Annotated in this window: 19 protein-coding genes; 12 read left to right on the top strand and 7 right to left on the bottom strand. The window is 32.3% G+C overall.

Going from position 1 to position 23,689, the window contains the following annotated elements; genetic code table 11:
- Together F0000_RS21035 and F0000_RS21030 are read left to right on the top strand one after the other, a co-directional pair.
- Positions 1-324, top strand: a 324-nt coding sequence (locus tag F0000_RS21035) for an integrase core domain-containing protein (protein ID WP_149626694.1), incomplete at its 5' end; no start/stop codon positions are given.
- A gap of 82 nt (positions 325-406) precedes the next feature.
- Entirely contained in the window at positions 407-1,888 is a 1,482-nt protein-coding gene (locus tag F0000_RS21030) for a hypothetical protein (RefSeq protein WP_149626693.1), read from the top strand.
- 217 nt (positions 1,889-2,105) lie between these two features.
- On the opposite strand, the gene F0000_RS21025 is transcribed toward F0000_RS21030, so the two are convergent.
- On the bottom strand, positions 2,106-4,226 hold the full coding sequence (locus F0000_RS21025; RefSeq protein ID WP_149626692.1) for a lamin tail domain-containing protein: 2,121 nt from the start codon (positions 4,224-4,226) through the stop codon (positions 2,106-2,108).
- A gap of 549 nt (positions 4,227-4,775) precedes the next feature.
- On the opposite strand from F0000_RS21025, the gene F0000_RS21020 reads away from it, so the two are divergent.
- Positions 4,776-5,669 (top strand): phospholipase A, encoded by an 894-nt coding sequence (locus F0000_RS21020; RefSeq protein ID WP_149626691.1) that lies wholly within the window; start codon positions 4,776-4,778, stop codon positions 5,667-5,669.
- A gap of 812 nt (positions 5,670-6,481) precedes the next feature.
- On the opposite strand, the gene F0000_RS21015 is transcribed toward F0000_RS21020, so the two are convergent.
- The 4 genes from F0000_RS21015 to F0000_RS21000 all read right to left on the bottom strand — a co-directional run bounded on the left by F0000_RS21015 (position 6,482) and on the right by F0000_RS21000 (position 10,590).
- The gene (locus F0000_RS21015; RefSeq protein ID WP_149626690.1) at positions 6,482-7,846 is read right to left on the bottom strand and encodes a T9SS type A sorting domain-containing protein; all 1,365 of its coding nucleotides are present in this window, start codon (positions 7,844-7,846) and stop codon (positions 6,482-6,484) included.
- 384 nt (positions 7,847-8,230) lie between these two features.
- Positions 8,231-9,319: an AI-2E family transporter gene (locus tag F0000_RS21010; protein ID WP_149626689.1), complete on the bottom strand. Its 1,089-nt coding sequence runs from the start codon at positions 9,317-9,319 to the stop codon at positions 8,231-8,233.
- Between the two features lie 108 nt (positions 9,320-9,427).
- Positions 9,428-9,940 carry a TrmH family RNA methyltransferase gene (locus F0000_RS21005; RefSeq protein WP_149626688.1) on the bottom strand — a complete coding sequence of 171 codons (513 nt, stop codon included), beginning with the start codon at positions 9,938-9,940 and terminating at the stop codon, positions 9,428-9,430.
- Positions 9,941-9,945: 5 nt separating this feature from the next.
- Positions 9,946-10,590 (bottom strand): DUF4159 domain-containing protein, encoded by a 645-nt coding sequence (locus tag F0000_RS21000; protein WP_149626687.1) that lies wholly within the window; start codon positions 10,588-10,590, stop codon positions 9,946-9,948.
- A 46-nt stretch (positions 10,591-10,636) separates the two neighbouring features.
- On the opposite strand from F0000_RS21000, the gene F0000_RS20995 reads away from it, so the two are divergent.
- The 6 genes from F0000_RS20995 (at position 10,637) to F0000_RS20970 (ending at position 18,141) form a co-directional block, all read left to right on the top strand.
- Entirely contained in the window at positions 10,637-11,356 is a 720-nt protein-coding gene (locus tag F0000_RS20995; RefSeq protein WP_149626686.1) for a thioredoxin family protein, read from the top strand.
- 437 nt (positions 11,357-11,793) lie between these two features.
- Positions 11,794-12,768 (top strand): TRAP transporter substrate-binding protein, encoded by a 975-nt coding sequence (locus F0000_RS20990; RefSeq protein WP_223148931.1) that lies wholly within the window; start codon positions 11,794-11,796, stop codon positions 12,766-12,768.
- The gene (locus F0000_RS20985) at positions 12,755-13,231 is read left to right on the top strand and encodes a TRAP transporter small permease (protein ID WP_149626685.1); all 477 of its coding nucleotides are present in this window, start codon (positions 12,755-12,757) and stop codon (positions 13,229-13,231) included. Before F0000_RS20990 ends, F0000_RS20985 begins: the two co-directional genes overlap by 14 nt.
- A gap of 4 nt (positions 13,232-13,235) precedes the next feature.
- On the top strand, positions 13,236-14,510 hold the full coding sequence (locus F0000_RS20980) for a TRAP transporter large permease (protein ID WP_149626684.1): 1,275 nt from the start codon (positions 13,236-13,238) through the stop codon (positions 14,508-14,510).
- Positions 14,511-15,163: 653 nt separating this feature from the next.
- Positions 15,164-16,837 (top strand): RICIN domain-containing protein, encoded by a 1,674-nt coding sequence (locus F0000_RS20975; protein WP_149626683.1) that lies wholly within the window; start codon positions 15,164-15,166, stop codon positions 16,835-16,837.
- Positions 16,838-17,232: 395 nt separating this feature from the next.
- Complete coding sequence (locus F0000_RS20970; protein ID WP_255452831.1) at positions 17,233-18,141, top strand: family 16 glycosylhydrolase; 909 nt, start codon at positions 17,233-17,235, stop codon at positions 18,139-18,141.
- 743 nt (positions 18,142-18,884) lie between these two features.
- Here F0000_RS20970 and F0000_RS20965 read toward each other — a convergent pair.
- Both F0000_RS20965 and aroB read right to left on the bottom strand, forming a co-directional pair.
- Entirely contained in the window at positions 18,885-19,601 is a 717-nt protein-coding gene (locus tag F0000_RS20965; RefSeq protein ID WP_149626681.1) for a hypothetical protein, read from the bottom strand.
- Positions 19,602-19,660: 59 nt separating this feature from the next.
- Positions 19,661-20,734, bottom strand: coding sequence for a 3-dehydroquinate synthase (gene aroB, locus F0000_RS20960; RefSeq protein WP_149626680.1), 1,074 nt, complete (start codon positions 20,732-20,734; stop codon positions 19,661-19,663).
- Between the two features lie 167 nt (positions 20,735-20,901).
- On the opposite strand from aroB, the gene F0000_RS20955 reads away from it, so the two are divergent.
- The 3 genes from F0000_RS20955 (at position 20,902) to F0000_RS20945 (ending at position 23,689) form a co-directional block, all read left to right on the top strand.
- The gene (locus F0000_RS20955; RefSeq protein ID WP_149626679.1) at positions 20,902-22,077 is read left to right on the top strand and encodes a proline dehydrogenase family protein; all 1,176 of its coding nucleotides are present in this window, start codon (positions 20,902-20,904) and stop codon (positions 22,075-22,077) included.
- A 296-nt stretch (positions 22,078-22,373) separates the two neighbouring features.
- Complete coding sequence (locus F0000_RS20950; protein ID WP_149626678.1) at positions 22,374-22,751, top strand: VOC family protein; 378 nt, start codon at positions 22,374-22,376, stop codon at positions 22,749-22,751.
- Positions 22,752-23,116: 365 nt separating this feature from the next.
- The gene (locus F0000_RS20945) at positions 23,117-23,689 is read left to right on the top strand and encodes a pentapeptide repeat-containing protein (RefSeq protein WP_188112209.1); all 573 of its coding nucleotides are present in this window, start codon (positions 23,117-23,119) and stop codon (positions 23,687-23,689) included.

Raw genomic sequence — 23,689 nt, 5'->3', positions numbered from 1 at the left:
GGATTTATTTTTCATTCAGATCGAGGAGTCCAATACACTTCAACTAAAGTAATGACATTGTTTAATGAGAATATAAAAATAACACAAAGCATGAGTCGAAAGGGGAATTGTTGGGATAATGCAGTAGCTGAGAGTTTCTTTAAAACCATCAAATATGAATGGCTAAACAGATATAAATTTAATAATCAAAAACAATTATATAACGCTATTGATAAATATATTAAATGGTATAATACCAAAAGAATACATTCTGCTTTAGACTATTTAACTCCTTTGGAAATGGAAATCAATTTGAACAATTATAAATATAAAAATGCGGCTTAATGAAAACTTGTACCAAATTTATTAGGTAGTCCAAAGTATCATACTTATATTTTTGTACCTCTCTCTAAGTGAATCATTTTTTATGGTTGCGCAGGAAAAACAGTATCCTTCTCATACGTATTCTAGCTCATATCTCAATTTTAAACAAAAACCAGAAGATGATATTCTAATTAATGATAGTATTACAAGAGTAAAATGGCTTATCGATCAAAGTGATATGAATCGTTATAGCGGAAATTATGATATAGCATTCGATAGTATATGGGAAGCCTTATTTATAGCTAAACAGTTGAAGAATGATGAGTACTTAATAGAAATCTATCGAGACATTGGGATATTATATGATATATATAATAAAGATTCACTTGCCATTGCGAATTTACAACGAGCTCTCTATATGTCAAAAAAGATAGTGACTCCCAATTCAAATGTTAAGGATCAAATGGTTTCAAACTATTTTAGCATTGCTACATTTTGGCGTGATCGTAAGGAATATGAACAGGCTCTTCTGTACCTGGATTCTTGTAAAACCATTTATAATGATTCAAGAGAGCTTCCTTATGTTCTAACGGATCAAGGTTTTTGCAATTTGCAACTGGGGAATATTTTAAAGGCTGAAAAACAACTTTACAGAGCCAGAACATTTCTCGAAAAAAACAATGCACCTTATATGGCAGTTAATCTATCTTTTACAGGGGATTTAAAAAAAGAACAATATCAATACGATAGTGCATTAGCATATTATATACAAAGCCTAGAAATAGTTAATAATAGTAATGTACATACTGAACTAAAATCTGATTTACAGCAAAAAATATCTGATTTATATATAATTAATGGGAAGTTAAAAAAGGCTATTAACTATCTAAAAGCCTCAAAAACTAGTAACAGCCAGCTTTTTGGAGCTACAAGTAAACATAACCAACGACTATTCGAAATTAAAAATAAATATAAAGCTAAACTAGAGGAGAATAAAGAAACGATAGCGCAGCAGGAATTTATGATCGAACAAAAGAACGAAGAACTGTCACGTATTTTTATAATATTTATCACAACTCTCGTATCGATAATTGGAGCCTATGTGTTTTTTTATCAACGTAGTAAAATTAAAAGACTCTCTCTAATAAGTGAGCATGAAATTGAGAAAAACAAGGCTGTACTAGAGGTAAAGAATAAAGAATTAACAAATTATGTCATTAAAATGGTAGAAATGAAAGATATTGTAGATTTTCTTATTACTATCGTTAAAACAAAAGCTCCAAAAAAATATGAAGAATATCAAAAGAAATACAAGCAGGTGAATAACGATGCCTGGAATGACTTTAACCAACGATTTACCGAAGTTAATACACAGTTTTATGAAACTTTATGTAAAAAACACCCTGGTTTGTCATCTACAGAACTCAAACATTGTGCACTAATAAAGCTAAATTTTAATAGTCATGAGATGTCTGGAGTTCTTAATATTTCAGTACGTAGTGTACATACATCTCGATATCGAATTCGAAAAAAGATGGGTTTAGATTCTAATTCAAGCCTTACTAGTTATATAGGAAGTTTATAGATTGATTATTTTGTTTTATTGTAGCAAAAGGGGGGTGTCACCATTTAATCAATAGAATTCCCCGATGCTCTGCATCGGAGGTTTTAGAGGAAAGTTTGAAAACGGATGGTTTTCATTAAATTGTAAAACTTTCTTCCGTTGAATACCCCTATGGCTCTGCCTCGGGGATTCTTTATTAAGATTTTAACAATAGTTTTTAATTATAGAGACAAATCTCTTATTGTATTATCATTTTCTTGGTTATTGTGATTTCATTTTGTTTTAATTGTAATATATATACGCCCGTACTAAGGCCTGAAACATTTAAGACATTTTTATCAATTTTTTTATAAAGTATCTGCGTTCCCGTAAGATCAAAAACAGTGGCATCTATCTGGATAGTAGATGCAGAAGTAATGTGTACATACCCTGTATTTACAGGATTGGGGTATACTTTAAAAAATGAAGGTTGATCAAATGAATCTACAGATAGCACCGTCGAATTATCATTAACAGTTCCTGGAGTTCCTAAATCTCCACTTCCAAAAGGTGTTATAGCTGTTGCCCAATTAGCACCATTGTCGTTATCAATACTATTCAAATCATCTATGGATAACTCCATACTTGCTCCCGTGGGATCCGGAAAAGTAGCGCCATTATCCCAGATCACCTGATCTATAGTAGTAGCATTACAGCTTAGTATAATACCATCAGTTCCATTGCCTAAAGATATGTCATTGTCATATGTATAATCAAAAGTAATACCTCCATTGGGAGTAGCAGCATTACCAATAACAATATAATCATTAGGAGGAATAATTAATGAAGGAGCGGTGATTATATGATTTTCTGTAGTGATATTGTCATCTTCAATAATCCAGTTTGCAATATCGATAGGATTTCCAGTTGTATTGTATAGTTCAAAATATTCTCCATTAGGATCATTGCCTGCAGCCATTGGATTTTGCATAACTTCTGTGATAATAACATCTCCCACATTAGCGCAAACAGCTGCCTGAAAAACGATGCCTGTCAACCCTATCGTCTGATCCATAGTGCCAGTCGTAGAAATCGTGATATCTCCAGAATAGGATTCAGGGGATAAATTATCAGCCAATCGTACAAAAATTGTAGTATCAGCTACAGATCCCAGGACTGGAGTAATCAATACAGAAGATCCAAAACCGGTATTTGTAGTTAGAGATATTTCATAATTAGGGGGTGCAGCAATAGTAATATCAGAGGTTAGAAATAAGCCAGAAATACTAAAGCTGTCTTCTGCAGATGGACCAAATCCCTCAAAATATGAAAACTCATTAATAGTACCAGAAATCGTAAATTGAGGTACAGCAGGTGAAACGGTTCCACTTAACGTGATTGTTTTATCAGTTGCTCCAGAAGAGGAAGCGGTAATATCTCCAGTATAGAAGTTTTCGGGTAAACTGGCAATCAAGCGCACATAAACTTGAGTAGAAGTAACAGTTCCCATATCTGGAGAGAGTGTTACCATTGAACCAAAACTGGTATCAGAAAGAAGAGATATTTCAAAATTAACAGGTGCCGTTATGGTTAGATTTGTAGTAAGGTTTGTACCGGATATAGTAAAAGAACCCTCATCAGAAGGACCATTACCTTCAAAATAATCCAGATTAGAAACAGCACTACTCACATTTATTGTAGGTGTCGCCATACTGGACTCGATAAAAGGTGTAGTATCCAAAGGTAAAATAGCTTCTCCATCGGTAGCATTAATCGTCCAATTTGTTGGATTGGCAATTGATAATAGGTAGTTAGAAAACAAAGTTTCTGAATCTCTTGCTCCTGTATATTGACCACCATCAGGATTGCCTGATGTCGTAAATGTAACAAAGGTAGATCCTTCTGTTAATCCAGAACCTGTTAAATCTCCAAAATTATTAACCTCATTTTGTATACCGGCCAAAAAAGTAGTTGGAGTGTTTTCATCTGTTCCTAAATACGCAAATAAGGCATCTCCGCCGCCAGCTAGATTAATTGTTCCGGCTCCTAATTCTGTGATAGTACCCAAAGAAACACCATAAGAGGGATTAGCATCACTGTCGGTATCAGTAAAAACAACAACAGTTCCTGCAGTGATAACAGTATCAGGAGTATCCCACTGAATATTTCCTTCATTAGAATCCTCAAAGCCACCAGCGCCATTAAGCTCATCATCTGAGAAATAAATAGTCGTATTTGCAGGAATGTTTGCTAATGCAACGATTGAAAAATCATCATCTCCATCTGCATTAAAACCAATAAAAGCAATGTCCCCAACAGATTGTCCAAAGGATCCCGTAGAAATAATAAGTGTGAAAAGTAAAAAGTAGTATTTTTTCATGACAAATATGGTCGATTTATATGAATATAATTGTGAATTACGAATATACAAAGAAATCAATCTTGTTACACAGATGTTTGGCTGGCTTGTGTAGATATTAACCGTAATATAACAATGGTTAATATTGGTACTAAACCAATGACTCTAAGAAAGGTTTGATCATGTATTTTAAAAACTAATAAACTTAAAGCAACTCTATTTTTAGATTGATAAAATAAAAGGAAGTTAAAAGAATAAATGAATGAAATATACTATCTCAAAGTATGCTTACCAAGTTTTACCAATACTAATTATCTAATATTCAAGGTGTATAATAACACTCTGATAAATTCTTTTGTGTGTATATTTGTTTGTTTGTTTATTCATTTTTTAAAATTAATAATTAAGATCTAAGATTAGACCAATTATCCTCTGATTGTACAGGAATAAAATATACTTTTTTACCATGAGTTCAGAAAGAAAATATGAATAACGTATAGTTTTCATTTACAGTAAATTTAAACGATAGATGGTACATTAAGCAATTACAAGTTTAAGAAAGCAGCATTCATGAAAATACTTTCCCTTATAATTTTATTATTTTTGACGTGTTCTGCTAGCTTTGGGCAAGCATTAATCCAGAACCCTGGTAAAAGTTTGTCTCAGCGGTGGCAGATTAATGACACGAGTACAAAACTGTTTAAAATAGTTCCTTATAAACCCGTTTATTTCTTATTGGCTAATTATACAACTCGTATAAATAACCAGCCTAGAAGTAACAATCCTATTAATTCTGCTGATGAATCTTCTGCTTTTTCTAATACAGAACTAAAGTTCCAACTTAGTTTTAAAACCAAAGCTTTAAAAAACCTATTAGGTAAAAGAATAGGAGGAGATATATGGATTGCATATACACAGTCTTCGCGATGGCAATTATATAGTGCGAATATTTCCAGACCATTTAGAGAAACTAATTATGAGCCAGAATTTATGCTGATATTTCCTACTTCATATACAATTTTGGGGCTAGATGGCGTATTTGCAGGAATTGGGATCAATCATCAAAGTAACGGAAGGTCTAATCCTTTGTCCAGAAGTTGGAACCGGATTATTTTGCAAGTAGGATGGGAGAGTCCCTCCTGGAGTATCGTTTTAAAACCCTGGTGGCGTTTGCAAGAAGATACTGTCGAAGATAATAATCCGGAAATTGAAAGTTATGTGGGAAGAATAGAACTTTTATCTGCATATACCAAGGGGAGACATGATATAAGTTTAGTACTTAGACATTCATTGAGAATGGGAGATAATAATAGGGCAAATATCAAATTAGATTATGCAATTAAAATATTAGACAACCTACAAATTCATGCACAGCTATTTCATGGGCACGGAGAAAGTCTAATAGACTATAATCATAAGCAAACTACCTTTGGTATTGGCTTATCACTTATACAATGGAGATAAATAGCAGGAATCAGATCAGTTATAAGTACTATCATATTGCTTATAATACCATCCTGATTTTAAAATACGTAAGGACTTTCTCGAATTGCTATTAGCCGCTATTAATAGCGATGTTTTAAATGCGGTTTTATCTATATTTTACTTTGAATTCATCTTGAGTAGTGGTTTTCAAGCGAAAAGCTTGGCTTTTGTACTATAATGAAGCAGTTTTTTTTCAATATAGCCATCTATGGTTTAAAAAGTTCATTTATTAATACTTGAAAAAACAAATAAAATTTGCAAACACTACTACTAACTACTATACTGAATTCAGTAGAAAAACTAAAATCACTAATACAAAAGAAAATAAAAACCTAAATTTTTTGTAGGGTTTTAGGATAGTTACTTGTTTAATATATAGAGAATAAAAATATAGCTATAGTTCATTGATTTAATAAATATTTTTTTGCCTGTTTTCTTTACTTCTTTTTTTAGTATGGATCAATTAGATGATAAAAAAATATTGAGTCGATTACTATAAAAAACGTATAAACTAACAAAAATGAAAAATAAATAAAGAACTCTTTTAATAATTATTACTTTTTTACGATTAAAAAAAATATAGAAGTTTTTAGAGGTGTGCCTGATAAAAGGTAAGTTTTACAGAATAATTTCTTAATAATAGTCATATTTTGTAAGTAAGAAGGTAAGGTGATTTTTATGAATATACATTTGGGTCGATATATTTCATAAAAAAACTTACCTTTTACTTTCGATCAAGGTAAGTTTTTATAGGTTAAGAATAATTTCTTACTAAAAGATTTTTTTTAGAATTATTCTTTAATAAATTTAAATGCCTGAGATTGATTTTTAGCAACTATAAAGTATACGCCAGCTGGTAAGTCTGTAACATTGATGTTTTTCTTAGTACCTACTTTTAAAACACTCCCTGTCATAGAATATAGTTCCCATGAAGTTATTTTTTCGTGTAAATTTAAGACATCTTTAACAGGATTAGGGTAAACGGCTACTTCATTTTCTAGCAAGATATCATCAACGGATAGATTTTGATCTACTGGTTTGTATACTCTGATCCAATCTACTTTCATGGTATTTCTATCAGGATTACTCAATTGATCATCCGTTGGAGTACGATTAGCTTCTACATGCCAATTTTGTGATTCTACATTAATAATGATATCCATTTCTTTTGTAAATCCATTTCCACCCTGAAAATTACCAGGATCGATAACACTTACAGAAGAAGCATTGTTAGCAGCTTCTAATGTTTGAAAAGAATAAGAATTACCAGTTGCAAATTGTACAGCAGTCTGAAATCCATTACTGTCAAAATCCAACTCTCCATTCGTCATGGTAGGATACGTATAGGTCCAGGTGCCATTCCTTTTTGTTGCAAATGCCTTATTATAAAGTACTCTAACTAGTTCTCCATCAATATAATATTCAAAATGTACAGGGCTAATCCAGTTTACTCCGATTCTTACATACCTTCTGTCTCCATTATTCCAGCAATATTCACCCCATACCGATACATCAGATCTACTCCACCAACTATCCAAATCTCTTGGTTGGTAATCAGTAAAAGGATCACGAATAAAAGAATGGTGACTTAAGTGGATAAATTCAGCAAAGAAAGCATTCCCTTGTTCATCTCCACCATAGCATTCAATGATATCAATCTCTTGAGTGTCATCAGGACTTAACAGCCAGACATCTGATGCCAGTACAATATCGGCTACACTTACGCTAGATTCTACAAAAACAGGGTATAAAACTTTTTTAGTAGATGTTATACATCCCGCATTAACCCCATCAGCAGGTCTTCCCATTTTATTAGGAAAGGTGGTTCTGGGTAAAGCCGTTTCACCACCTTGCCCCCATCTGGAAGCTCTTAAAACCAAATCGTCTCCATCAACAGAAACGTGGTTGTATTTCCAATAGGTGGTTCCTGGTCCATCCCAACTATTATGGTAGAAATTATACCATTTATCGCTACCAAAATTGGAAAATTGATTTGTTTCATTAAAAAGATAATTAAAATCATCAGAAGTCTCTGATTGTAGCTCCCATGTTTTACCAATACCTGCATCAGCTGGAACTGGTACCCCATTCCAATCCTGGGCAGAGATTGATAAAGAAGCCATGAAAATCGTAAAATAAATTTGGGTCTTTTTCATAATTTTACTTAAAGATTATTTAGTTTTTTTTGCAAAAAAAATTAACAATGCATTACAAAAAAAATGTTTTTTTACTTAGTACCAATAGATAAAATGTATTTTTTACGTTTTTTATCAATATAGAATCATAATTGCAGATTTTCTATTAATATTTTAAAAGTTTAAGAATTTATTTTTTAAAATAAATTTCGTGAAAATTAGGAATTTTAAAAATAGTTTGTATAGTCTAAAAAGAGTTAATATCATTTTTGAAACTAAAAATGGTTTTTTTATATAGAAATCAACTCTTTATATTGTTCTGTAAAAAAATGATAACGACAGAAAATTAGTAGATTTTGTTGAAATTTTTCAGGTACTAGAAAAAGGGACAAATAAGACTGGTTTTTATAACTCTTTAGTCAATTGTTTTACAATTTTGTATTCGGATAAAAATTCTTTTGCAATTACTTTAATTGCTGTATAAAAAGGAACAGCTACAATCAATCCACCTATACCAAAAAGGGCTCCAAATATAAGTATAGCGAGAAAAATCTCTAATGGATGAGATTTTACACTATTGCCAAAAATTAAAGGTTGATTCAGAAAATTATCAATCAGTTGAATCATGATATATCCGATCAAAATATAAGTGAGTTTTGGTAAAATAACAGATTGAAAATCTAAACCCAGATTACTTGTGGTGGCAAGAATTAATACGAGAGCCCCTCCAAATAATGGTCCTACATAGGGGATTAGATTAAAAATAGCTGCAATTAGTGCAACAGCAATTGCATTGTGTACTCCAAATACCAATAAAAGTATCGTATAAAGAACAAATAAAATTAATATTTGAAGTAATAAACCAACAAAGTAGCGCGATAATAAATTTTTAATTTTTGTGAAGGCACGCATAAAACTAGTTTCGTGTTCTTTTTTTGCAAATACCAACATGCTGTTTTCTAATAATTTACTGTCTTTTAATAAAAAAAATGTTATAAAAAGCACTGAAAACAAACCAATAAGTATAGCCCCAAAACCACTTAAAAATGAATTAATTGCATTAGGAATAACTTTGATATCAAAGAATTGCATTAAATCAGTTTGTTTAATGAGTTCAACGAAATTTAATTTTTCTACATTAAAATAATCACTTATATCCTGATTTAAACGATCAAAATCATCACCTATCTGATTGATATCGATCTCTCCAATCAATTGTCCTTGTTCTGCAATAATAGGAACAAATAGTAAAAAAATGCTTAAAAATAAACCAATGGTAATAAATAAAGAGAATACTACAGCAATTGTATTGTTAAAACGGAGTCTTTTCTTTAAGAAAAAGACGAGTGGTCTTCCCATTAATGAGATTACTGCGGCAAAGGTTATGTACAATAAAATCGATTGAATTTTATACAAGAACCAAAGTAATAATAGCACCCCAACAATGATTGCTATTGCTCTTATAATTCCGTAAGATATTGTTTTTGAGTTCATTGCAGCTGTAGTTGTTTTTTGATTGCTTTTTTGAGTATTAATCTATGTTGTTCATCTAAATTAAATTTACAATGAAAATATTAAATAATTCCTAAACACTAAACATTACTAATGAGTTAATTGTTTGGTGATTTCGTATAATGCAATCCCGGTGGCTGTAGCTACATTCATGCTACTATTGATACCGTACATATTTATATGTATATTTTTTTCAATTTTAGTCAGTACATTTTTAGAAATTCCTGAATTTTCTTCTCCAATAATTAATACGATTTTCTTTTTTGTAGTAAAATCAACATCCGAAACAAGAGCACTATTTTTAGTAATTTCGAGTCCAAAGATTGTATAACCCTGAGTTTTGAGAACATCTATTACCTCAAGAATATGTTCCCTATTTTCATATGGTACGACATTATGTGTAGATCTTGAAGTACGCAACATACGTTTGCTAACAACAGTTATATCTTCTCCAAAGAAATATATCTTTTCTACTCCAAATCCATCAGCTATTCTAAAAATACTGCCAATATTAGCTGGAGAGTTAACATTATCACAAAGTACTATAATAGGAAACTTTCTTTTTATAAAATGTATAGTGCCATGCTGTAATTGATTATCCATAAAGATTAATTCTCAAAAGCGTATTTGATAATATTGGCACCCATTTTTAATGCTTTTTGCCGTACTTCTTCAGGATCGTTATGTATTTCTGGATTTTCCCAACCATCACCCAAATCACTTTCAAAAGTAAATAACAATACCAGCCTGCCTTCATGAGTGATTCCAAGTGCTTGTGGACGTTCTCCATCATGTTCATGAATTTTGGGCAACCCTTTCGGAAATTTATATTTTGTAGAAAATATAGGGTGAGATATCGGTAATTCTTTTAGTTCTATATCAGGAAATACTTTTACCAGTTCTTTTCTTACATATGGTTCCATACCATAATTATCATCAATATGTAAAAAACCTCCGCTAAGTAAATAATTTCTTAGATTTTCAGCATCCTTATCTGTAAAGAAAACATTACCGTGACCGGTCATATGTAAATATGGGTATTGAAATATGTCTATACTTTCTGGCTTCACTGTCTTGGGTTTTGCTTGCATTGTAGTATTGATATTCTTATTACAAAAGGCAATAAGATTAGGTAGCGCAGTAGGGTTACTATACCAATCACCACCTCCATTATATTGCAATACAGCAATATCCTGAGAAAAAAGTGTACCCCAAAAGATGAAGAGAAAAAGAAACCCTGTAAGCTTTATCATGATAAACGTCTAAATAATAGATTCTAAAAGTACTAAAATAAAAGAAATGATAAAGAACCTTTTGATACTATTAACGATCACATGTTTTGGAGTTGTTGAGGCTCAGGATACTACAAATGCTGCAGTTGTACTAGAATTGTTTACATCTCAGGGGTGTAGTAGCTGCCCTTTAGCGGATACATTATTGGATGAGATAAAGAAAGAATATAAAAACAAAAATGTGTTTGTTTTATCATATCACGTAGATTATTGGAATCGTTTAGGCTGGAAAGACCCTTTTAGTTCAGAAGAGTTTAGCAATTATCAAAGGGATTATGCTCAGCAATTTTACAGTAATTCGATTTATACTCCACAATTAGTGGTTAATGGTAGTGAGCATTTTACAGGTTCTAATAGTAGCAAAGCGCAGGCTGCATTAAAACGATATGGAAGCCTGACATCAACAAATAGTATAGAGCTTAATGAAGTTAGGCATTCAGGTAATACAATAACATTCGATTATAAAATCAGTGGTTCAAACTTTAAAAGAGTTACCTTGGCTTTAGTTGTTTCAGAGCGAACTACAAAAATTTCAAGAGGTGAAAATCGTAATCTAACATTAAAAAATACAAATATAGTGGCAAATCGTATTGTAAAAATGAATGCATCTGGTCAGGTTGTTTTTGACGTACCCAATTGGATTGATACTCAGGATAAGCTTTCTGTCATTGTATATACGCAAGATGCATCTCTAAAGACTACAGGAGCTACAAAAATAAATATCTAAGAAATTAGCTCGATAAAAGGATTTTAAAAGAAAGGATCTGATTTATTTTTAGTTGATTATAATTTCTGATCTGAAATTTTACTCGATAATCGTGATTTAAATGCTCCGAGGCTTGCCTCGAAATCAACATGTTTTTTCCAATAAATACCTCGTGAGCTTGCCCCGAGGTAGTTTACTGTATTACAATTTTCTTAGCATATATCTGTATTAAAATGCATTTTCATGCATTTATATTTGCAACAAAATTAGTGTGAAACATGTAAATTTTGTAGGTCAAAGCGGTACTCAAGATGAGTTCTATAAGAAAGTTTACAAAAAAATAAGTTTTTAAACAAAACTTTAAGAGTAGGATCTTTTTCTATAAAGGTAGTATATTGTTGGCTATATTGTCGATAATAAATTTACTGAAGGTGAATACGATATCCTTGAAACTGTATTTGAAATATATTCTAATTACAAGTAGCTTCTTATTTCTAGGGAGTTGTAATTATAAAAAAGAACCGGAAATCTTGATAAGGGCTAGTCTTTTGGTCGGTGAAGATCATACTTGGTTTCAGGCTTTTGAATATTTCGGAAAGCTATTAGAAGAACGTTCAGGAGGTAGAATTGTACTACATAGTTATGCTTCAGAGCAATTAGCAAAGGAGATTGAAGCCATCAGATTGATTCAGACTGGAGTAATTGATATGACAACGACAAGTTCGTTGTTAAGTAATTGGACAGAGATTATGACCTTTTGCGAAATGCCTTTTCTTTTAGAAAATCCTGACCAGGTTGTCGATCTTATTAATGGTCCTTTGGGAAAAAGGATAGAAGAAGAAATGTTAGAAAAAACCGGTTTGCGTCCTCTTGGTTATTTTCAGGCAGGAGCCAGACATTTGACTTCTAATAGACCAATTAAACATCCGGATGACTTAAAAGGGTTAATACTTAGAGTTCCTAATGTACCTTCTTTTGTAACTGCCTGGGAGGCTCTGGGAGCCAAAACAACTCCTATGGCTTTTTCTGAGGTATTTACGTCACTACAGCAAGGAACAATCGATGCACAAGAAAATCCATTGGCATTAATTAAGGTTTCAGGATTTTATGAAGTTCAGAAATATGTCAACCTTACCGGTCATGTGGTAAGCTGGACGTATCCGGTGATAGGGGAGAAGCAATTTCAAAAATTTCCGGATGACCTCAAAAAAATATTTCTTCAGGCAGCGGTTGATATGCAAGCTTATGAACGTACACTTTTTTTAGAAAATGAAAAGAAAATCAAAGAAGAGCTGGAAGCATTAGGTATGACCTTTGTAGATGTTGACAATGCAGCTTTTATACAGACGTGTGGAGCAGCTATTTACAATACGCTATCTCCAGAAATGCAAGAAATTTATAAGACCATAAAAACAGTTCATGAAAAAAATTAGAAAAATTCAAAGAGGGATAGGTATCTTCTTAAAAGCTGGAACCATACTGAGTACATTGAGTTTTATAATTACCACACTGATTCAGATATATGGTCGTTTTTTTATGGCAAAAGCTCCATCATGGACAGAAGAAGCAGCACGTTTATTTTTTGTATTTGCCATAGCGTTTTCTTCGGGTCTTGCGATGAAAGGTAATTTTTATGTGTACTTTGATTTTATTTTCCAGAAATTCTCAGGTAAATGGCAGGATCTTATTCTAAAAGTGACTTATATATGTATTATACTATTATTTACTGTTTTTTCTGTATATGGTTTGTTATTAGTAGGTTCTGGGTGGCAAGAACAATCTCCTAGCATGAAATTCCCGATGGGTATAGCATTTATTAGCATGCCACTGCTGGGACTTTCTATTACTTTGTATGCAATAGTAAAAATGATAATGATTTTTAAAACTAAAAAATAGTTATATGATTTGGCTGCTTATCTCTTTATTTGTTGCTTGCTTATTACTTCGATTTCCTATAGCTTTTTCATTGGGTATTTCTTGTTTGGTATATCTTTTTGTTGCAGATATCCCTTTTGCAGTAATTCCTATGAAAATGTACTCAGGAATTGATGTATTTGTTTTATTAAGTATTCCCGGGTTTATTCTAACAGGTAATTTGATGAATCAAGGTGGACTGACGGAGAAAATAATTACCTTCTGTAATCATTTGATAGGTCATGTACGAGGAGGTCTGGCTTTGGCAAATATTGGTGCTTCTATGCTTTTTGCTGGTATTTCTGGTACTGCCATTTCTGATACTGCCAGCATCGGATCGGTAATGATTCCAGCAATGAAAAAAGAAGGGTATGATGCAGCCTTCTCCTGTGCAGTAACGGCCTCATCATCTACTGTAGGACCTATTATTCCCCCAAGTGTGCCTATGATTATAGCAGCTACTTTGAGTGGATTATCTGTAGGGAAGTTATTTTTGGCAGGTGCCATTCCAGGTCTTTTGTTAGGATTGAGTCTCATGTTTGTGACTTATTTTATTTCGGTAAAACGTAAGTATCCTAAACTTAAAAGAAGTACGCTAAAACAGGTTTTTACCGGTTTTTTGGATACATTTTGGTCACTACTCATGACTTTTATAATCTTATTTGGAATTATCGGAGGGGTCTTTACTCCTACAGAGGCATCAATAATTGCAGTATTATACGCTTTATTAGTAGGTACCTTGATCTATAGAAAGTTAAATTTCAAAAAAATCTTAGTAATCGTGTTGGATTCTATGAAAACTTCGGCTTCCTTAATGGTTTTGATAGGTTTCGCTAATCTTTTTGGATGGATTTTAATTATAGAACAACTGCCTCAACTTATCTCTAATGAGATTATTCTTTTCTCTCAGAATAAGTATGTTGTATTGTTATTGATCAACCTTTTATTAATCGTTATAGGAACCTTTATGGAAACGATCGCTGCGCTCTTAATCTTGTTTCCGATTCTCTTAAAAGTGGCATTAGAAGTAGAGGTAGATCCTATTCATTTTGCAGTTATTGCGCTCTTAAATTTAATGATTGGTTTAACAACTCCACCTTTGGGGATATGCCTTTTTGTTTCTTCTAGTATCGGAAAAGTTTCTATTACCAAAGTCAGTAAAGCAGGATTACCTTTTTTATTAATTAGCTTGGTAGTACTTATTTTAGTAACCTTAATTCCCGAAATTTCACTTTTTCTACCAAGACTATTGATGGATTGATTATCGATGAGGATTAAATGGTAGTCTAATATCATTCATAGAAACTCATCTTGACTTTTTATTTTTAACCGAAAATGAGTTGAAAATTTGACCGGATGAGGCACTTTTTGTATCCTTTGGATAAAATTTCTTTTTTGCTTTAATTTCAAAATAGATTAAACCCTTGGACAGTTATGCTTGATTTTTATCTATGAATACAGTATAAAAACATAATTTTCTTTTATAAGTTCTAGCATACAGACATTAAGCTTATCTCCCTTGTATTGTTTTTCAATTTTTAAAATCTATAATCGAGATTTATAGAAGGCTAGCCTCTACATCGAAATGTTTTTTTCTAATAAATGCCTCGTATTCTTGCCCCGAGATAGTTTAGTCTTTGCTAAAATGAGATTTTTTAAACGAAGCTCTTTTAGGGATAGAAATTTCGAAATATGAATAGTTGATTTTGTAAAAGTATATGTATTTGTTTTACAGGTATTTATGTGGAATGCTTATTGTTAAAAATTTAAAACCATACATACTATTTTTTTTAAAGCAAAATGCCAATATGAGATAAGAGTTTGGTAAAATACTTGAATTTTTATTGATATATCATAAGTAATTTTAATACTTAACTATTTAATTGATAATAAATTAACTATAAAATTTCAATTATGAAAACACAAACTTTATTTTTATTTTGTTTCCTAACAGTCATGCAGGCATTTTCCCAAGATTGGAATGGGGTAGCAGTTCCAGCTGATCCTGGTAATGGAAAAACCTGGAAATTGCAATCCATCTCTGATAGTTTTAATTATACGGCAAATCCAACAGGAAAACCAAGTCAATTTACTAGTAGATGGAAAGACTCTTATATTGATAATTGGTTTGGACCGTCACTTACAGAATGGAATCCGGGTCATGTATGGGCAAGCGACGGGATACTTGCTATACAGGCACATCAAAAAGAAGGAAGTAATAAAATTCTTATGGGATGTATGTCTTCTAAACAAACGGTTAAGTTTCCGTTATTTTTAGAGGCGAGAGTGAGATTAGCAAATTGTACGCTTGCGAATAACATCTGGATGCTAAGCCCAGACCTTACTCAGGAAATTGATATTTTAGAAGCGTATCCCACAGATAGATCTGGACAAGAATGGTTTGATCAGAGAATACATCTCAGTCATCACGTATTTATTAGAAATCCTTTTCAGGATTATCAACCAAGAGACAGTGAGGACGTTCCTGGAACCTGGCATTTCGAAAACAGTAGAGATACATGGAGAGGTGATTGGTTGAGAATAGGAGTATACTGGAAAAACCCGTGGCATTTGGAATATTACATTGATGGAAAACTTGTACGAACCATTAAAAAGAATTCGCATTCTTATCTGGATGGTGATGGAAATACTGTAAATGAAACACGCAATTTTAATATAATTGATAAATACAACTATACAAATGGCACAGGGCTTAATAAAGGAATGCATATTATTATAAATATGGAGCAACAATCCTGGAGAACAGATGCCGGAATTGTTCCGAATGCAACAGAACTTAATGATGCAAATAACCGTAATATATTTGGTATTGATTGGGTACGGGTTTATAAACCAATAAGTTCTGGAAATGGAGGAGGAGGTACTGGTAATTCATATAATATCGCTTCTGTGAAGTCTAGAAAATGGATATCCCCTCTTAATGGTTCTTCAGGGAATGGTGTGGCAATTGTAAATCATCCCGTAAGAGAGGGAAATGCCAGAGAATGGTCTTTTGTAGATAAAGGAAATGGATTTGCCGAAATTAAAAATGTTAGATCTGGGAGGTGTATAGGAGTTGCCGGAGGAAGTGTTGCTAATGGCGCAAAACTTGTACAGTGGAATTGCAATAATTCCGATGACCAACGTTGGAAAAGAGTTGATCGTGGTAATGGACAGTTTTCATTTGTAAATAAAAAATCTGGTAGATGTATAGACTTATCAGCAGGAAATATAGCAAATAATATTCAATTTCAGCAGTGGAATTGTAATGCTTCGAATCAAAATCAACGCTTTTGGATATTGAGTCCAGGGAAAGTTTTTTCTGATGATCTACCTTTTGATTCTAATGATACTACATCTTTGGCATCTTTTACATATCCTAATCCTACAAGTGATATACTTAATATTTCTAAACTTGCTAAAGGAAGTCGCGATCTGAAAATAATTAATATGTTCGGAAAAATCATTATTGATATGAATATAAAATCTACCGATGACGATCTGATATTAAATGTAGGAGACTTGCCATCTGGTATGTATTTACTAAAAATAGATGGAAACCAAGTGATAAAATTTGCTAAACAATAAATTTTTATGGAACTCATTCTAAGTAGCGGTTTTTAACCAAAGCACTTTGCTTTAGTCTTACTAATAAGGAGAATTTAGTAGCCGTTCTTGTTAAAAAATGTCAGGATTACCATACGAAATGTAAATTTTGAGAGCAAAAGCATTACTCAGGATGAGTTCTAATACTAATTTCAGTCTTTAAAATACTCAATAAAAAAGCAATAGTTTCTTGTTTAGATAAAAAAGTAAGCTGTGGTTGCTCTATAGCTTACTTTTTACTTAATGATCTGGATTTAAATGCTTACCACGATCTGATTTTTTAAAATTGTTAACAATTGTTTGTTTTTTTAACAGTTTAGGTTAAACATAGTTGACATTTTCGTTCTTTAAAAGTAATTATGAAAATTGTTAAAAAATTGAGATTTACAAATTTGCTGGTACTGGTCATATGTATTTGTTTCTTTTCATGTTCAAGCGATGACTCCAATGAAGAAGATCCGGGAAGTTCTGAGAACCCAACTACAGATGGAAATCCGCCACCAGTTATAGATTATAGTACTCTTACGCCCCCAACGCCTCCCGAAGGTATGAAGTGGCAGGCAGTTCCTGAACTTACGGATGAGTTTGATGGTACCTTTGATGAGGATAAATGGTTCAAACCTTTATGGAATTATGGAGTTCCTGTTCAAATGAGAGCCGAAAATTCTGGAGTAGCTGATGGAAATTTATGGATACAAGCAACCCTTGATGATGGTGCAGAAAGGTGGTTTGAAACTTCAAGAGTGCAATCCAAGACTCAAATTAAATATCCAATGTATACCGAAAGTAGAATAAAAACAGCACATATTTCTGCATATAACACTTTTTGGTTAAATAATGGTAATATCTCTAATAGAGATGAAATTGATGTGATAGAGAACAATTCTAATCCATCTTGCGATTGCCAACCTGATTTTCCATGGCAAATGAATTCACAATATTTTCATGTTGTAAATGATGATACAAGAAGAGCCAAGGGTAATTTTGATAATAGAAAGCTATCCGATGATAACCCATCACAAGGAGTACCTTGGAATGAAGACTATCATACCGTTGGTGTTTGGTGGAAAGATGCGACCAATATTCAATTTTTTCTTGATGGAGAACCTGCAGGGAGTGTAGTTTCTGCTAGAGAATTTACAAGAGATTTGAATATCATTTGGGATTTATGGACATTTGATGCCGATTGGCTTGGAGGTCTTGCCAAAAAGGAAAATCTGTCTGATGATTCTATAAATACTATGAAAGTTGATTGGATACATACTTATATTTTGGTAGAAGAATAAATAATACAAAATAAATAATGACAAGGGTGATGACTAGTATTAGTGTCACCCTTTTTTTATTAATATTTGTATACCAGTCTTCTTAAGAGGGCTCAAATAAAGAATAATAATAGTATTGTATGAAGAATAATGATGATTAGATTTTTTATGTTTTTGCCAGCAAATAAAACTAAAAAACAAACTCTTTGTTCAATTTTTTTTATTTTTCGTTTAGGGGAAAAGTGTTTTAAACTGTTTATTATTTAAAGTACAATGTTATCTGTTAATGCTTAAAAATCAGTTTAAAATGAAACATTTAAATACTTTTAAGAACAAACCTTATAAATAATATAATTAGTGGGAGTGTAGATACTGGGAATAATGTAATTAACACCACAGCACTATCATCGGGATTATACCTTCTGTAAATTAATAATAATGTAGTTAAGTTTATGAAACAATAGTTTTTTTAAAAATAAACACTTCTTTTTTCGGGTACGACAATTTCTTCCTACTTAAAACATTTCTTTTGACTCATTTAGTCTTCATTTGATTCAAAAAACGGGTTGTCGTACCTTTTTTTTATAACAAAAAGAAGCACAATATAATACTTCTGATTTCTATTTATACAATAAGGATTGTTTTAGGAATAATTCTAAAAAGCACATTGATTACAAGTCTATTAACCGTCTTTCGAAAAATTCGGACATAAACTTTTAAACTACTTCGGTCTGTTAATGAGATTATATGATCAGATATTGATACTAATCATTCCAGGCTTTTAGATTGGTAATAGGAATCCCAAAACCTAATAATTTGTGCTGTTGCGGTAGATAAATACCACTTTCTGTTAGGATCCAATCTTCCCAGCTCGCTTCTATACCACCAATAGGAATGATCGATACCCACATTTGATAGCTAGTAGGAATATAGTTGTTATCTGTTTTCCATAAATAAGAATCGCCAGGAGTTGTGCCTCCAGAATTATAATTGACAAGTAGTGCTTTAGAACCATCATCGAGATATACCAATTGCCGGGAAACACCTGTGTCAAATAATTTAAAAGGCGCTACTATCCAAAAGGAGTCATTATTAAAATAATCCAATGCTTTTTGTATAATTTTTTGTCGTTCTTGCTCAGAAAAACTATTTTGACTAAGTAGTAAGCTTTTCTTGTGTGGATCACTAAGAGAAAGTTTTACGATATATTCATCCCAGCTAACCTCTACAAATCCATCTTTTTTATTCCAGATATAATGGTTTTTATTACGAAATGTCCATTGAATATAATCTGTGGTCAGGAAGTTCTCATAATGCACAGCTTCCTGTATTTTTAGAGCCAATTGATCGGCATCTGCTCCAGAGATTCCATCAGGGATTTTCTTATGTAGAGAAAAATAGAGAATTATAAGTAAAAAGACAACAATAGTCAGTAAACTTACTGAGAATATTTTGAGTAGTTTAAAAAGTCTTTTTTTCAAAATTTTTAGAGTTTTATGACCGGTAAAGAAGTATAAGATTAAATTATAACTAAAAAAGACTACGATAAAGAATCATAATACTCAAATGATTTAATAATTAAATCATCAGAAACAGTGCAATTGTAGGTGGCATCACCAATCGTATTTAGAAGTACAAAGTAGATATTTCCTTTTTCATTTTTTTTATCATGAATTAGGAGTTCCATAATCTCTTTATGGTCTTTAGGATCAATATTCACTTTTGGAAATGTAGTCAGGATAACGGTACTGATTTGTTTCAGATCTTCATCAGAAACAGAAAGTAGTTTAGAAGAAAGAAACCCTTCCATAATCATGCCAATGGCGATTGCTTCCCCGTGTAATAATGTAGGTTTTTCAGGATGTGTTAGATAGAATGATTCTATTGCGTGACCTAGTGTATGACCAAAATTCAGGTACTTTCTGATGTTTTGTTCTGTAGGATCTTCTGTTACAATTTTATTCTTGATGATTACAGAATCATATATTAATTGATCAAGATCATCGGTGGTAAGTTTAGAAAGGTCACTCACCTTTTCCCAATATGCTCTATCTTGTATTAGTCCATGTTTTAGCATTTCTGCAAAACCACTACACATTTGGTTTACGGGTAAAGTTCCTAGAAACTCTGGGTCTACTAATACCATTTCGGATTCACTGATGACACCGACCATATTTTTTAAGTTACCCAAATCCACCCCTGTTTTTCCTCCAACAGATGCGTCTACCATGGCTAACAAAGACGTGGGTATATTGATGTAATTGATACCACGTTTGTACGTACAGGCAATAAAACCACCAAGATCAGTTACGACACCACCTCCCAGATTGATGAGAAGGCTTTTTCTATCAGCGCCATATTCTGCCAGAACATTCCAGATACTACTGCAAGTATCAATATTCTTATTAATTTCGCCAGGTTCAATCTCAATAACTTCTATAGCATATTCTTTTTCGATTTTACTTATAAAATGTGCATAGCAGCACTCATAAGTATTACTATCAACAAGAATAAATATGCTGGAATGATTTGCTTTTTCTAAATAAGAATTCAGCGCGGTATAACATTCATCATTAAAATATACGATAGAATCTTTAGAAACTATAGGCTCCATAAAAGGTGGTTTTGTATGATGCGAAATTAAACAGAATTTGTAATAAAATAAACTTCCAAGTTCTATATTTGCAGATATCTTAAAACAATTAGATAGTAGCTGATAATACCATTATTTTCTTGACGAAATTGGTACAATAGTTATGGATATTTAAAAAAATATGCTTAATGAAGGAATATATATTGTTTAATAATACAGAAACTGCTTTTGCATTAAAAAGTGATTCTGAACTCGAAAGAGCCTACTTTCTTTTTAAAATGATCGCTAATGAACCTCTGGTAAGAATAGGAACTGCGGTAACAAATTTTGCATTAAAAGCACATTTACCCGTACAAGGGTTGATCCGCGCAACTGTTTTTGATCATTTTTGTGGAGGTGTTGATGAAGAAGATTGTCTGGGTGTCGTAGCAAAGATGTATGAAAAAGGAAAAGTGTACTCGGTTTTAGATTATTCTGTAGAAGGAAAACAGGAAGAAGAGCAATTTGACAATGCGTATGAGAAAATATTAAAGATTTTAGATTTTGTAGATCAAAAAGAAGCAATTCCTTTTGGGGTATTTAAACCAACGGGATTTGGGAGGTTTTCCATCTGGCAAAAGAAAACAGAGAAAAAAAAAATTACTGTAGAGGAAGAGGAAGAATGGAGCAGGATAGAGGAACGTTTTGATAGGGTATGTAAAAAAGCGTATGAATGTGACGTTCCTTTGTTAATCGATGGAGAAGAAAGCTGGATGCAGGATGCAGCTGATGATTTAGTTGCAAAAATGATGCGTAAGTATAATAAGGAAAAAGCAATTGTTTACAATACATTACAATTATATCGGCATGATCGTTTGGCATATTTAAAGCGATTACACGAAGAGGCTAAAGTTTTTAATTTTAAAATCGGAGTAAAGGTTGTGCGAGGCGCATATATGGAAAAAGAAAACAATCGTGCCGAAGAGAATGGATATCCTACACCTATATGCAAAAACAAAGCAGCTACAGATGATAATTTTGATACTACGTTAGAATATGTATTAAAGAATATACAGGACATCTCTGTTTTTATTGGAACTCATAACGAAAAAAGTTGTTACAAAGCTATAGCGCAAATGAAGACTTTGGGAATTAACAAAAATGATTCGAGAGTATGGTTAGGTCAGCTGTATGGCATGAGTGATCATATAAGTTTTAATCTGGCAGCAGCAGGATATAATGTTGCAAAATATTTACCTTTTGGTCCTGTCAGAGATGTGATGCCGTATCTAATTCGCAGAGCAGAAGAAAATACATCGGTATCCGGACAGACTACAAGAGAATTAGATCTGCTTACCAAAGAAAAGAAGCGCAGGAAATTATAATGACCTGTTGCGCATTTATAAAAAATTATATTAAAAAAGCGTCAATCCGAGCTTTTTTGGATTAAAATTTTATTCTCGATACACTTCTCCTAAATTTTATCGGAAGCCTCGAACTGACGAATCTTATCCAAAAAATGACGAAATGCACAGCGGGTTTTACTATTTATAGTATCCTATTCTGTTTTAATATTGTACATTCAAATTACTTTTTTTATTTGCGTATTTTTAAAACAGAATTAGTACTAAAATTTTTGATGCAGATATTGATAATGTAATACACTAAACTATTCTGAATAATGAATTTAAATCAAGTTACTGTACCCTCTGTTGATGTAGAAGAATCAATTGCTTTTTATGAAAAACTAGGGCTTCGATTAATTGTGAAATCTTTGCCTAATTATGCACGTTTTGAATGTAAAACGGGAGAGGCTACTTTTTCTATCCATCAAGTAGAAGCGCTTCCAGATGGGAATGGGATTTATGTATATTTTGAAACAGAAGAACTAGATCAGGAAGTAGCAAGGTTGAAAAAAGAAGGAGTCTTGTTTGAACAGCTACCAAAAGATCAAAGTTGGCTATGGAGAGAAGCAAGACTTAGAGATCCTGATGGAAATCAGATTATTTTGTATTTTGGCGGAGCGAATAGAAAAAAACCACCCTGGCGAATAAATTAGATAGCAGGTTTGATTATGAACTCATCTTGAACAATGTTTTGACCGACAAAATTTACATTTTACTAATTTTGTCGTTTTTTTTAATCGTATGGCTATGCTGAAAAAAGCCTACTTCATTATGGTACAAAAGCCAAGATTTTCGGTTGAAAATCACTACTCAAGATGGGGCCATTAGAATCGTTGACTGTTATTTCTTAAAATAAAAGAATAGATATTTTATAACAAATTAGTATTTTACCCAATAATCGAGAGGTAAACACTCCGACGCTTACCTCGAAATAGAAATGTTTTTTTTAAATAAATGCCTCGCAGGCTTGTCCCGAGGTAATTTACTACCCATCATAAACTATCAGCTACCAATTATTATGAGTATTCCAATAATCGATAAGACATTTACAAATCAAGACTTTTCTGGGCAAAAGTTATCTTCTACAGAGTATGATAATTGCATATTCGAACAGTGTAATTTTATGGAGACAGATATGTCTGTTGTTACTTTTTTGGAATGTAGATTTATAGGCTGCAATTTTACAAAAGTAATGATCAAGCAAACTGCATTTAGAGATGAATGTTTTTTTGAAGAATGTAAGTTGGTAGGAGCAAATTTTGCTAGCTGTGATGATTTTATGTTTTCTGTAAAGTTTAAAGGTTGTCTACTTGATTATTCTTCTTTTTACGGTTTTGAGATAAAGAACATACAATTTGATGATTGCAAACTTAATGGCACAGATTTTACAGAAGCGAATCTTACAGGTGCCAGTTTTTTGAACAGCGATTTGTCGAATACAATTTTTGTGAATACAATAGCAGAAAAGGTTGACTTTACTACAGCATCAAATTTTGATATTGATCCAGCCAGGAATCGATTAAAAAAAGCTAAATTCTCTAAACAAGGATTGTCTGGGTTATTGAGAAAGTATGATATAATAGTGCAATAA

Source organism: Aquimarina sp. RZ0, assembly GCF_008370685.1.
Lineage (GTDB): Bacteria > Bacteroidota > Bacteroidia > Flavobacteriales > Flavobacteriaceae > Aquimarina.
Note: the sequence above shows the minus strand (reverse complement) of the source record. Positions and strands in the feature narration are given on the sequence as shown.